The sequence below is a fragment of the Vibrio sp. 2CM40D genome, assembly GCF_023161825.1.
GTDB lineage: Bacteria > Pseudomonadota > Gammaproteobacteria > Enterobacterales > Vibrionaceae > Vibrio > Vibrio alginolyticus.
On record NZ_JALNTL010000013.1, the window covers coordinates 58761 to 72365 of the forward strand.

Here is a 13605-nt window from a genome sequence, read left to right on the forward strand (position 1 = left end):
AACCGTTGCTCGCATCTACACTGAAAATTGATAGAAGTGAAGTACTTGTAGTTAGTGGCTCACATCTTTCTGAAGGGGAGGATAGCGTGAAGACTTCAGAATATAAGATACTCGTAGTTGACGATCAGCCAGTGGTCAGGAAAACATTAACGATCTGTTTGAATAACTTAGGTATAAAGAAAGTTTTAGAAGCTGAAAATGGCAAGAAAGCAAAGGAGCTTGTGGCGTTTGACGAATTCGACGTAATTTTTTGTGACTTGAATATGCCAGTAGAGGATGGCTTCGAGGTCCTGATGTTTTTAGGTACCATGAAGTTTCCAGGTGCTGTCATAATCATTAGTAGTGAAGAACAAGAAATCTTAGCATCTACATCTAACTTAGCGCGCTTTTATGACTTGAACATTATAGGGTGTGTAGAAAAACCTATAACGTTTAAAGTGGTTCAAAATATCATAGAGGGAATTGAAGCGTTACCCACTCTTAAACGTACAGAAACACAACTTTTCGAACTGCCTGAAGATGAACTAGTTAAATACCTAGAAGCACAGAAAATTGAAGCTTACTTTCAACCTCAAGTAGATCTGGCGTCAAGAAAGATGAAAGGTGTAGAAATTTTAGCACGAATTAGTGATGACCAAGGTTCATTGATCCCACCGGATAGTTTTATTCCCACAGCAGAAAGGTCTCCTTCTATCATACTTGATCTTACGAAGAATGTTATTGATAAGGCCTTGAAAGAAATATCAGAAAACTATGACTCTTTTTGTGATCTAACATATGCGTTTAATATATCAGGGAAAGTTTTAGAAAATAATGACTTTCCCAATTGGCTCTGTAGAACGGTTGATAAGTATGGTATTCCACATGAAAACATTATTTGTGAGTTAACTGAAACAGCAATAAGCTCCAGCCCGACTATTGTCGATACTCAAATGCTCAGGTTGAGAATTATGAAATTTAAGTTATCTATCGATGACTTTGGTACTGGGTACTCATCAATAGCTAAGTTACATACGATCCCATTTAATGAAATAAAAATAGATAAAGAGTTTGTTTTTAACTGTCTCACTAACATTAAGTCTGCTGCGATTGTTGAGCAAAGTATAGCAATGGGAAAAGCGCTAGGAATGTCAGTTGTTGCAGAAGGTATTGAAAGCATTGAGGTGGAGGAGTTTCTAATTAGTAAGGGTTGTGAAATAGGACAGGGATATTTTTATTACAGACCAACTAAGTCTAGTGAAATAATAAATGTAATTAATGAATTTAACTTTAATAGTGAGAGTCGTTAATGAAGTTTTCTATTAAGTTACCTTTATTATTTTTTATATTAAGTTTGGTTATGCTAAGTGCGGTTACATTTGTTTCTTGGAAAGGTAAAGATATTCTTCAGGATACCACTTTAACAAATATAGAAAGGGAAGCCACTTTATTAATTAGACTAATAGAGAGAAATTTATTTGAACGATATCACGATGTACAGGCTTTTAAACTTTCTTTAGGTCAATTTGAAGTGAATTATTTAGACAAAAACGCTCTCAGTCCTAAAGTTATAGATAACCTAAATGATTTTGTAAGAAATTATAAGGTGTATAGACGAGTAATAATATTTGATTCTAATGGAAATGTTTTAGCTAGCAACTCTGAAAATCCTTTTGGAAAGGAACTCATAGATCTTGATATAAGCCCTAGTAAAATACGTGATAGCATCTGGTTTCAAGAGGCTATGAATGGTCTTACGCTTGAGCCAGAGCAACCAGAAAGCAGTTATGTAACGGGTCCGAATCGATATTTGATTGATAATGACTCTAACTCTTTCGATATGCTTTTTGCATCAGTTATTCGCAACGCTAATGGTCAAAGTATAGGACTTTGGGTAAATGTCGTCGATTTTAGCGCGGTCGAAAAGATAGTTGAGGAAACATATGAGCTACTTTCAAGCCGAGGGCTGCAAAGTGCAGAGCTAACCATCCTTGATGATCAAGGAAGAATTATCGTGGACTATGATCCTGTTGGACAGAGTAAGTCAAGATATACACGAGATTTTAGTGTCTTAAGTCGTTTGAATCTAGCAAATAATGGTGTCGAGGGAGCAAGACTGGCGGTCGCAGGGCTCAGTGGGTCTAATATTTCAAGACATTTTCGAAAACAAGTGCAACAAGTTACAGGTTACGCACATACCAGTGGTGCTTATGATTACCCTGGTCTGGGTTGGTCTGCAATGATTCGTGTTGGTGTTGATGAAGCATTTTACGAGTCTGACTCCCTTTTTAAAAATACATTGCTTCTTTCAATACTAATTTTGGGTTTGATTTTACTAGTATCATTCTATTTGGGCAAACAGATTGCTCGTCCGCTAAGTGCCTTAGCGCTGAGTATTAAGCGATTAGCAAGTGGAGAGAAGAATATAGAGCTTCCTGCTATTTACGGTAAAAATGAACTAGCGGTTATGGTAGCAGAGCTTAATAATTTAAAAGAAATTGTTATCGAAAGAGAAAGGCTGACGAAAGAAACGGATGAACAAAAGTTTTTGTTAGATATTCAGAGTAAAGCAATAGACTCTACAGCATCAGGAATAATTGTTACTGATATTAATCGGGAAGATTATCCAATTATTTTTGCAAATAGAGCTTTTGAAATTCTTACAGGTTATTCTAAAGAGGAAGTTCTTGGTAGAAACTGTCGATTTTTACAAGGTGACGATAAAGATCAAGATGGTTTGGAGGCGATACGTGAGGCTCTAAAAAACAACTCATCTATATCTGTTATTTTGCGGAACTACCGTAAAGATGGAACATTATTCTACAATAATTTAAGAATTGACCCAGTTTTTGATGATGAAAATAAAATCACACATTTCATTGGTATCATTACTGATATAACAGAGATAAAAAGACGTGAAGAAGAGACAAAGATTAAGCTGGAAAGAGAAATACAAACTAGAACAAAAGAAGCTAGAGAGTCTGAGACTCGATTAAGAACGGTATTTGATACCGCTTTAGATGGCACCGTTGTTATCGACAAAAATGGAATTGTATTAGATATTAATCGATCAACTGAACTTATATTTGGACGTGTTAGAGAAGAACTAATCGGAGAGAATGTTTCTATACTTATGCCATCCAGTTATGCTCATGAACATGATGAATATATTCGTAAGTTTTTGTTTACTGGTGATAAGAAGTTAATTGGAACTCCAAGAAAAGTTAAAGGTTTGCATAAGTCAGGACGTGTTTTTCCAATAGAGATATCTGTAGGAGAAACTAAGGTTGATGACTCTCAAGTGTTTGTTGGGATTATAAAAGATATAACTAGTCAAGAGGATACAAAGCAACGAGAATTAATGCTTCAAAACGAACTACGTGAACGAGAAGTTATCTACAGAGCCGCTTTTAGCCAAGCCGCTGTAGGAATTTGTCGTGTTAGTTTAGAGGGAAGTTTCATCGAAGTTAACGATAAAATGTGTGACATATTTGGCTACAGTGAAAAGCAATTACTTTGTATGTCAGTAGAAGAGGTTACTCATCTCGACGACCTCAAAAAAAGTCGAGCAATGATGTCTTTATTAATTGAAGGTAAAAAGCGTAGTTTTTCAATAGACAAGCGATATCTTAGTAAAGAAAAAGGAATATTTTGGGCTACGGTTTCTGTATCGGCTGTTTTAGACGATGATAATCAACCTAAATATTTTATATCAGTAATAGAAGATATATCTAATCGAAAGAAAATTGAGAAAGAGCTTCGATCGGCGAAAAGATCTAGAGATGAGTTATTAAGGGGTATGCGCCTAGCTTCGGATGCAGGAGGAATTAGCAATTGGGTGCTGAACACGGAATCAGGAGTTTTTAAGTGGGACGATAAGATGTATGAGCTTTATGGCGTCCAAAAAGGCACTAAGCTTTCAGTAAAAGATTGGGAAGGAGCAATACATCCAGACGATTACGAACAAGCAACAAATGCCTTTACTAAATCTCTAGAAACCAAGGAAGTATTCAACGCTGAGTTTAGAATAATTAATCAAGATACAGATCAAATTCGGTGGATAAAAGCGGCTGGAGATGTTGTCTTCGACAAAGAATCTGGTAATGAGATGGTTTTTGGAGTTAACGTGGATATCACTGATGAGAAGGATGCTCAAGCTGCTTTAGAGCGTGAAACCTTATCGGCAAAACAGGCTAATGCTGCGAAGTCTCGTTTTCTCGCTACCATGAGTCATGAAATACGTACGCCTATGAATGGTGTAATCGGTATGGTTGATTTACTTAAAGAAACAAATCTGAGTACAGATCAGCACAGTATGGTTCGTACAATACGTGATTCATCGTTTTCTTTGCTAGAGATAATAAACGACATATTAGACTTTTCAAAAATAGAGTCAGGAAAAATCGAGCTTGACCTTACCACTGTAAATATTCTCAGTTTAATTGAAAAAACCCTAGATGCCTTATGGGTTAACGCTCATCAGAAAGGTATCGGTTTGTATCTTTATTTCGAAAATACAATTCCTCAAGAACTACTGCTAGACACCGTTAGAATTCGTCAAGTCCTTCTAAATTTGTTAGGTAACGCTATCAAATTTACAAGTAGCGAAGAGAAAAAAGGAGTTATCAAATTATGTGTAAGTTATCAAAACAATAGTTTAAGAATCTCAGTTGACGATAATGGAGTAGGAATGAGCCCAGAGCAAGTGTCTCGACTCTTTACTCCTTTCGTTCAAGCGGACAGCTCAACTACACGAAAATTTGGAGGTACAGGTTTAGGGCTTAGTATTAGCAGATCCTTTGTTGAGCTTATGGGAGGACAAATAGAAGTTTCAAGCAAGCTTGGTTACGGAAGCTGTTTTTCATTCTCCATTCCCGCAGAGCCTAATGAATCCTCGCCAGCACTCTACAGTTATGAACTATCGAGTTTTAAAGTTGTATTAAAAATCGATGATGAAAACTTATCTCATATTGTCAGAAAAATGATTTTGGACCTCAAGGTGGCAGATATTTTTGATGAGATTGAAAAATTAACGAATCAGAGTGAGTCGAGCATTATTTATATTGGTGACCAAGCAAACCAATTAGATGAAAATAGTAAATTCCGTGTTCTAGAAGTCATAGATAATCCAACAGCAATTAAAGGTTATATTAAACCTAATAAGTATGTGATTGGTACACATCCTTTCAAACCCAGTGATTTTATTACGGCCCTTGCGGTGTTATCTGGAAAAGAAAGCCCTGACTTTGATTGGTCTGAGTGCCTTTATGGTAAAGATAATTGTCAGTTTGATTCGAATGATAAGGATAAAAGTGGCATCACTATACTTTGTGCTGAAGATCAACCGACTAACCAGTTAGTTCTATCTCAACAGCTGGACCATCTTGGTTTCAGTTATGATATGGCTTCTGATGGAAAAGAGGCTTTTGAACGATGGTCAGAGGGAGATTATGACTTAGTATTAACAGATTGTCATATGCCAAGGATGGATGGATTTGAGTTGACATCAGAAATAAGGCGAGTAGAGGAAATGAGGGGCGAGGGGAGAACACTAATTATCGCCCTTACCGCTAATGCAATGTTAGGTGAGGCTGAGCATTGTTTAGAAGCCGGTATGGATGACTACATAACTAAACCTGTGGAGTTAAAAACGTTGAATAAAGTGCTGTCGTTACGCTTAAGGGGAAAAACATTAAGAAACAAGAGTGATACAAAGCTGATTGAAACATCGCAGATGAATTCAATTGAGAAGGCTAATTTCTCTAAATTGATCGATTATGATCATCTATCCGCCGTTATCGGGTCTGACAATGTGGAGATGCAGAAAGCAGTGCTCTCAATGTTTTGGGATAATATTGTTCGAGACATAGAGAAGCTAGAAGTTGCCATTAAAGAGGCTAACCTTGAACTAGTGAGAAACCTTGCTCATGGAGCTAAGGGCGCGGCTACATCAAGTGGGGTGTTGTCATTAGGGGTTTTATTCAAAAGGTTAGAAGAAAACTACGTCAATGCTACGAAAGTTGACTCTCTTATGAGAGAGATAAAGCAGCTCATTAAACAGGTTGAGAGCCAGTTAATGCAAGAGAATATAATTTAGCGTTCCTTTAGGAGATATGGATGTTTAACTCAAATACGATAGATCAAGCTCCTTTCGACTCCTTCGAAGAAGCTAGTCGCTTTACACTGAAGTATCTTCATAAAAAGTATGGATTTGGCGCCTGGATGTTAACAAGAAAAAATGAAGAAGATTGGATCATTTTGCAGGTAGAAAGCGACAAGTACAATATTAAGGAGCTATCGACGTTGGTTTGGAGCGATTCGATTTGTAGCCGAATGGTACAAGGTAACGGGCCTAGGTGGGCTCCTTCTGTGCAAGCTATTGAAAATTACAAATGTGCACCTATAAACCAACAGCTAAGTATTTGCTCTTATGTTGGAATCCCTATCTGTTACCCTGATGGGGAGTTGTTTGGAACATTGTGTGCTATAGATACTGCAGTTCATAAATCTATTCCATCTGATGGGCAAGCCACGGTAGAGCTTATTTCAAAGCTTTTGTCTAGCATGCTGTGTATGGAAATAGAGAGAAATACCGCGGCGAGTAGACAAATGTATCACCTCCCAATTCAGTTTAAGGACGCTGAGACTGGTTTTTTTAATAGATTAGGTTGGTCTATATTTTTAGAAAAAGAGCAGAGCGATGTCAGAACCGTTGGTGTTCCATTATATATAATTGCTATTGATGCACTGGGTATATTGGATGAGAGTGGAGATTCTTATAAGAGTAATTTATACAATTTATGTGAAATTTTAAAAAATTTTCAAAGAGGTGATAATTATATAGCCAGACTAAATGATAGCATCTTTACTATATTAGTTCATGATATAAACACTATGGATTTTAATAATCTATACCATGATTTGTACAAAAATATATCTAATTTAGAGCTTCAGGTTAAAATCGGATGTAAGAAACATTTATATAATAAAAACTTAGACGATACAGTTATTGAAGCTATAAAAGACGCTCAATAAGAATAGAGATGTTATAATTTTTATTAATTAATATCTCGACAGCATGTTTCATATAATTTTCTTTTTAATTTATATTTTTTCGATAGCTTCTGGTTTGTCGGCGTTCTTTACGAACTAGGACTAATTTATTAACACTAATCAACTCGCGCGATCGACTGGGTGTATTTGTTAGCCGTTGGTAACCTACGATAATTTTAAGCTGAAGTTGTCTGATTGCATATAGAAAAACTCGTATGGGTACTTTTGAACACAATGAGACGTTCTACAGTGTTCAATGTAAGCACGATGCCAATAGCCAGTTATCGTCCTTGAGTATGACTGGTGATATGAAGAAAGAATAACTAGTATCTACTAAATGGGTTGCATTGAGAGTTCTTTTTGTCATGAACTTACTTTTAGAAAGCTTGCACGTTGGTTCTGTGCTAAGGATAATAACCGTGTCGTTATTTATCGCTCTCTGCTCCATCATTAGGATTTTTTGTACATCGAGGAGTATGAGAAATACAGCGTGTATGTGAGTGTTTCTATCGAGACGTATTAATACTCAAATCGCGGTGTGAAAAGTCATTTAAAACAGAGGTTTACTAAGTTGTCATCTTATACATCTGAAATATACAAAGAGTTTATGTTCGAAGCAGCACACCATTTGCCACACGTACCAGAAGGTCACAAGTGTGGTCGTTTGCACGGACACTCTTTCCTTGTTCGTCTTTATGTAGAAGGTGAAGTTGATCCACATACAGGTTGGGTAGTGGATTTTGCAGAGATCAAAGCTGCATTTAAACCAATTTACAATCGCTTAGACCATTACTACCTAAACGACATTGAAGGGTTAGAGAACCCGACTAGCGAAGTGTTAGCAAAATGGATTTGGCAGCAGCTTAAGCCAAGCTTACCACTGCTAAGTAAAGTAGAAATCAAAGAAACGTGCACAGCGGGTTGTATTTACAAAGGTGAATAAGTCACTTTCTATTGAGCATTAAACAAAGGCAAGCGAGAAGCTTGCCTTTGTTGTGTCTGAATGGCCCAATTTTGATTATGCTTCACCAGCTAGCTTAATGGGTGTCGTAGAATCCATTCTTTTTCATTATCACCCAATGTTGTTTCCTCTGTATTAATGAATCCGCACGCATCAAGAAAACTGATAGCGTATTGCTGACTTTGTGGGACAGTGGCGCAAAGAGAGGTGCTTTTAGGGTTAATGGTATACGCATAAAGGAACAGTTTACGCAATGCCTCACTCCCAACCCTTTGACGTTGGAAACGTTGATCAATCATCAAGTATTTAAGCTCCAGTTCGTATCGTTTAGCAAACGGCGCATGTTGGGAGAAACCTTTATCGATAACAAGATAGCCTACTAATAGGTCATCAGAATAAATCGTAAAGAACGCCTCTGACTTACTGCGTTTTTGGTAAGCCATTTCAAACGGTGTAAAAAATCCTTTTTGCTCTTCTTGTACATCCAATTGCATCAAACTTGAAAAATCTTTCAGTTTGGTGGGTTTAATCGCAATCATCGCTCAATCACAAATTGGCGGCATACCGTTATGCCACCACGAGTTTTTATAGAGTATTAAATCTATTTTAAGTAACTAACCGAGTGAAGAAAAGCTAGCAATGAAGAGGGTAATAATAACCTTGGTGAATATAGGCGCCCAATGTTGTGAGTAAGTAAGCACTGTCTGCCGTTTCTACGCCTTCAACAATGACCGTGCAGCGATACGTATTGCCCATAGCAATTAACTGACGCAAGGTTTCTATCTTTTTATCATCAGATTTTAGGCCAATAACAAATTCTCGGTCGATTTTGAGGTAGTCCGGATTCAGCTTGCTGATAAGCGCCACGTTATTATTGCCGGTGCCAAAGTCATCAATACTGATTTTACAATCCAGAGCTTTTAGTTTTGCGACATTGCCATAAATCTCAGAGGTATAGTACATCGATGCATTTTCTGTGATTTCGATTGTCAGCAAACGGCAATCCCGATTAGATAGCTCTCTATATAGGATTGAAAAGTTACGCCCTCGCAGCAAAGAAGGACAAACGTTAATGCTGATAGGGATGGGCAACGCTTTTTGTTTGGTGTAGATGGAATCAATCACCAGTAAGGTATGAGTTAGCAGCAATCCATTGCGGATCAGTGTTTCAATAAACCGTTGCGTATTTTTTACCTTAAACCGGGAGAGGGCTTCGTAGTGCACAATCTTTTGTGCCGAAGTGTTATAAATCGGCTCCAGTTTTATTTTGAATTGTCGAATTGCGCACAAGTAAGCCATAAAGGCTTGTAGGGAGCGGTGACGCAGTATAATGAGAAAAAGTAAGCTCAGTAGAATGATACTTTGAAACGGTCCAGAGATGTAATACACCTCTTTATAGCCACTATTCTTTACGTGATAATTGAAAAAGCGTTCATTGGTGTTACCAATCTCTAACGACGTTCCGGTATTCGTTGATAGCTTCATACCAGAAAGAAAAAAACGTGAAATATGATTTTCAACATTGTCGGATAAGTTAATGTTTTTAACACGAACCAAAACGGTTGCGTTATTTAAGTCAAATGATTGGGTAGTGTAATTGTTATTGTTACTCCACTCTTCAAAGGCTTTTTTGCTGACAGGGACAACGGTTTCTGGAGTGACTAAGCATCGAATATTGAAACGATCTAGCATCATGCTCGATTCCACCAACTTCACATTATCAAATAGTGACTTCAGTTCGCTTTCATTAGCAAAGCAACTCCTGCGGGAAAGGTTCTCTGCAATTTCGAAGGCGTTATCCAGATAATTATGTTTAACGATGCTGTTTATCGCGTAGTAACAGATAGCAAAGAAAATGATCGCAGTGATCAACACAACCCACATTGCTTCTGAATAGATCTTTTTATTACGCAGGCAAATACGAAGCGCTTTGCGAAGACTATTGGTTGTGTATTGATTGATCTTCTGTTGATGTTCGATGCCATTCTGATGGTTGTTTTGCATAGTAAAAGGGATGAAGTATCCGGTCCGGTGAATGTTTTCGATAATGTTTTTGTTAGTGGTTAAGTGTTCTTCCGTGAGCTTGCGAAATTTCTTTCTTAGAGCGGCCACCGCGTTTTTAAAGCCATTTTCAGGCAGTGTCATTTTGTATTGTTGAGTGATTTTGCTTTCTATTAACCGCTGACTAATCGGCGTATTTAAACTGCCGTATGTGGCGATAGTTGACAGAATGGCGTACTCATTTGGGTTGACAGGAATGGAGTGGTGGAGTGACTGATTGAGCTCTAGAGATATTTCGTTTTCGGACAAGCAAACGCAGATTTGGTTTCCAATTTCAAACCTAATCATGTGTTGATGTGCTCCAAGTTTAATTTTTGGCTACGTTATCAATAAAGCTAGGGAAGATATGTGATTTTTTACTGAGATATCCATAATATTTGGATATATTCAACGTTTTAGGTTTTTTTTACTTGTCCTGATAACGCATTTTCCTGGGTTTTTTAGGTATAAAAAAACCCGAGCATAAACTCGGGTTTTGATTGGTATTCAGAAAGGCGTGTTAGCAAATCACTTTGATTGCTAGACCACCTTGAGATGTTTCGCGGTATTTCGCGTTCATGTCTTTACCTGTTTCTAGCATGGTTTCGATAACCTTATCTAGAGAAACAGTTGGAGCTGAAGAGCGACGTAGTGCCATGCGAGTAGAGTTGATTGCTTTTACTGCCGCAATACCGTTACGCTCAATACATGGAACCTGAACCTGACCTGCAACTGGGTCACACGTTAGACCTAAGTTGTGCTCCATCGCGATTTCTGCTGCCATACATACTTGCTCTGGGCTACCACCCATAAGCTCAGCAAGGCCTGCTGCTGCCATAGAACATGCCACGCCAACTTCACCCTGACAGCCAACCTCTGCACCAGAGATAGACGCGTTACGCTTGTAAAGACCTCCGATTGCGCCAGAAGCTGCAAAGTAACGGATGTAATCTTTTTCAGTCACAGTTTGGATGAACTTATCGTAGTAAGCCAGTACCGCAGGGATGATGCCACACGCACCGTTAGTTGGTGCTGTAACAACGCGGCCACCTGCTGCGTTCTCTTCGTTTACTGCGAAAGCAAACATGTTTACCCAATCAACAACAGACATTGGGTCGTTTGTTGTCTTTTCTGAAGTAAGTAGCTGCTGGCGAAGTGCTGCTGCACGACGAGGCACGCGTAGTGGACCAGGCAAAATACCTTCTTCATTCATACCGCGATCCATACACTCGCGCATTGTGCGCCAGATGTTCGCGAAATAAGTACGAGTTTCTTCATCTGAATGAAGCGCATGCTCATTCTTCATGGTTAGTGCGCTGATGGACAATCCACTTTCGTGGCATTGGTTAACCAGTTCCTCTGCCGTTGTAAACGGGTAAGGTACTTTTACTGGGTTCTCAGCTTCTTTACCGAAATTTTCTTCATCAACGATGAAACCACCGCCGATAGAGTAGTAAGTTTTTGAGTACGCTTTTTCGTCATCAATCCAAGCGTGGATCTGCATGCCGTTTTCGTGTAGCTCTAGGTTTGTTTTGTGGAAGTTCATTCCACCTTCACGTGGGAACGATACTGTGTGACAGTGCATGCCAACAGGAAGGCGTTCAGTTTCTTCTACACGAGCGATAAAGCCCGGGATAGAATCGATATCAACTTTCTCAGGAGTGTTGCCTGCAAGACCCATGATGATAGCAATATCTGTGTGGTGACCTTTCCCTGTCAGTGATAGTGATCCATAAACGTCAACGGTGATTTTAGTGATGTCGCGCAGTTTTCCCATTGCACGAAGATCATCAATAAACTCTTTACCCGCTTTCATTGGGCCTACAGTGTGTGAGCTTGAAGGTCCAACACCGATTTTATAGATATCAAAAACACTAATCATATCGATTACCTCAGAAGAAAGCCTCCCAAGGGGAGTTGGGAGGCTTAATTTTATCGTTATATTTTTGGATTAATCATACTGCACTGGGCAGAGATGATTAAAGAGCGCCGTAGATTACAGAACTAATTGCAGCAAGACCACAGATTGCTGTGAAAATTTGCACAGGTGCTGAAGTTTTGTACTTAGCCATCGCAGGAACTTTTTGCATTGCGAAGATTGGCATCAAGAATAGGATTGCCGCAATCATCGGTGCACCCATTGTTTCAATCATACCTAGGATGCTTGGGTTAACGATAGCAACGATCCAAGTTGTGATTACAATGAAGATTAGAGACATCTTCTCGATCTTACTTACTGGTGATTTTGAACGAGATTTCACTAGACCAACTAGACCTTCGTGCGCACCCAAGAAGTGGCCAAAGTAGCTAGAGGTGATCGCTGCGAAAGCAACCAATGGACCCATGTAAGAGATCAGTGGAGATTCATGCACGTTTGCTAGGTAAGAGAGAACAGAGATGTTTTGTTCTTGCGCCGTTGCTAGTTGCTCTGGAGACAGAGAAAGTACAACAGAGAAAACGAAGAACATAACAAAGCCCATCAGCATCATTGCTGCGCCACCGGTGATAGCGTCAGTTTTCTTAACTGCGTCATCACCGTATACACGACGTTGCTCTTTAGAGAACTGAGAAATGATTGGGCTGTGGTTGAAAGAGAACACAATAACAGGGATTGCTAGCCATACGATAGCTGGCATTGCACCCCAGTCAGGCGACACTTCCATCATTGAAGTGTTCCAACCAGGAATCAGGTATACAGACAGTGCTAGTAGGATGAACACGAGAGGGTAAACCATTGCTGAAGTTGCTTTCAGCATAAGCTCTTTACCGAATACTACGCCTGCTGTCATTGCAGCAATAAGTGCACCAGAAAGTAGCCAGCGAGGAATAGATTCCATGCCCATTTGGTTAACTAGGAAAGAGTCAACTGTGTTTGTGATACCAACACCGTAGATAAGTACGATTGGGTAGATAGCGAAGAAGTAAGCGAACGTAATAAGGTTTGCGCCAGTCTTACCAAAGTGCTCTTCTACTGTGTCGGTGATGTCCGCTTCAGGGTTTTTCGCAGAAAGAACGAAACGAGCTAAAGATTTGTGTGCGAACCAAGTCATTGGTGCTGCAATTAGGGCTAGGATTACTAATGGCCAGAAGCCACCTGCACCTGCTTTAATAGGAAGGAACAGTACACCTGCACCTACTGCCGTACCAAAAAGGGACAGACACCAGGTAAAGTCTTTGTAAGAAAACTTACTAGACGATTGTGCGGTAGAAACCGCAGAAGTAGTTGTATTCATTTTTTAGTTACTCATTTTGGGAACAGGAAATAAGTCGGGAGTAATTTTGCAAGATTTTACACTAGGAAAATTAGATCTAAATCATTTATTGCTTACGCTTATTGAATGATATGTCAAAAACCTGCTTTTTATCACGAAAATGATGTGCTACTCGTGATTTCTGCTAATGAGTAAAATTAGAAAAACTTATCAATAGGGCTGTTTGTATAAATTTATTTCACCGCAAGCGTTTGCGGTGAAAATGGAAAATTAATCTAATGTGAATGAATGTTTATGAAGCAACGTTTTATTAATATTGATGCGCATAATGATCGCGCCTATAAAAGCACCGATATCAAC

8 protein-coding genes are annotated in these 13605 nt (G+C 38.8%); 4 read left to right on the plus strand and 4 right to left on the minus strand.

The window, feature by feature from the left end; translation table 11 throughout:
• Nucleotides 1-86 precede the first annotated feature (86 nt).
• The 4 genes from MTF70_RS21665 to queD all read left to right on the plus strand — a co-directional run bounded on the left by MTF70_RS21665 (nt 87) and on the right by queD (nt 7975).
• Nucleotides 87-1289 carry an EAL domain-containing response regulator gene (locus MTF70_RS21665; RefSeq protein ID WP_017820452.1) on the plus strand — a complete coding sequence of 401 codons (1203 nt, stop codon included), beginning with the start codon at nt 87-89 and terminating at the stop codon, nt 1287-1289.
• The gene (locus MTF70_RS21670; RefSeq protein ID WP_205461188.1) at nt 1289-6076 is read left to right on the plus strand and encodes a PAS domain S-box protein; all 4788 of its coding nucleotides are present in this window, start codon (nt 1289-1291) and stop codon (nt 6074-6076) included. The genes MTF70_RS21665 and MTF70_RS21670 overlap by 1 nt, the downstream gene beginning before the upstream one ends.
• Nucleotides 6077-6096: 20 nt before the next feature.
• Complete coding sequence (locus tag MTF70_RS21675; RefSeq protein WP_205461189.1) at nt 6097-7014, plus strand: hypothetical protein; 918 nt, start codon at nt 6097-6099, stop codon at nt 7012-7014.
• Between the two features lie 589 nt (nt 7015-7603).
• The gene (gene queD / locus MTF70_RS21680; protein WP_017820449.1) at nt 7604-7975 is read left to right on the plus strand and encodes a 6-carboxytetrahydropterin synthase QueD; all 372 of its coding nucleotides are present in this window, start codon (nt 7604-7606) and stop codon (nt 7973-7975) included.
• Between the two features lie 89 nt (nt 7976-8064).
• Here the strand turns inward: queD and MTF70_RS21685 are convergent, their stop codons facing one another.
• From MTF70_RS21685 to MTF70_RS21700, 4 genes are all read right to left on the minus strand, one after another.
• A complete protein-coding gene (locus tag MTF70_RS21685) occupies nt 8065-8532 on the minus strand; it encodes a GNAT family N-acetyltransferase (RefSeq protein WP_025767296.1) in 468 nt (155 codons plus the stop codon).
• A 94-nt stretch (nt 8533-8626) separates the two neighbouring features.
• On the minus strand, nt 8627-10342 hold the full coding sequence (locus MTF70_RS21690) for an EAL domain-containing protein (RefSeq protein ID WP_054866132.1): 1716 nt from the start codon (nt 10340-10342) through the stop codon (nt 8627-8629).
• A 211-nt stretch (nt 10343-10553) separates the two neighbouring features.
• The gene (locus MTF70_RS21695; RefSeq protein ID WP_005376899.1) at nt 10554-11915 is read right to left on the minus strand and encodes an L-serine ammonia-lyase; all 1362 of its coding nucleotides are present in this window, start codon (nt 11913-11915) and stop codon (nt 10554-10556) included.
• Nucleotides 11916-12012: 97 nt separating this feature from the next.
• Nucleotides 12013-13266 carry an aromatic amino acid transport family protein gene (locus tag MTF70_RS21700; RefSeq protein ID WP_005388284.1) on the minus strand — a complete coding sequence of 418 codons (1254 nt, stop codon included), beginning with the start codon at nt 13264-13266 and terminating at the stop codon, nt 12013-12015.
• Between the last annotated feature and the right edge of the window lie 339 nt (nt 13267-13605).

Excerpts from the sequence above, each read along its gene's own strand:
- MTF70_RS21670 (WP_205461188.1), top strand. The coding sequence starts at position 1,289 with ATGAAGTTTTCTATTAAGTTACCTTTATTATTTTTTATATTAAGTTTG.
- MTF70_RS21675 (WP_205461189.1), top strand. The coding sequence starts at position 6,097 with ATGTTTAACTCAAATACGATAGATCAAGCTCCTTTCGACTCCTTCGAA.
- MTF70_RS21685 (WP_025767296.1), bottom strand. The coding sequence starts at position 8,532 with ATGATTGCGATTAAACCCACCAAACTGAAAGATTTTTCAAGTTTGATG.
- MTF70_RS21690 (WP_054866132.1), bottom strand. The coding sequence starts at position 10,342 with ATGATTAGGTTTGAAATTGGAAACCAAATCTGCGTTTGCTTGTCCGAA.
- MTF70_RS21695 (WP_005376899.1), bottom strand. The coding sequence starts at position 11,915 with ATGATTAGTGTTTTTGATATCTATAAAATCGGTGTTGGACCTTCAAGC.
- MTF70_RS21700 (WP_005388284.1), bottom strand. The coding sequence starts at position 13,266 with ATGAATACAACTACTTCTGCGGTTTCTACCGCACAATCGTCTAGTAAG.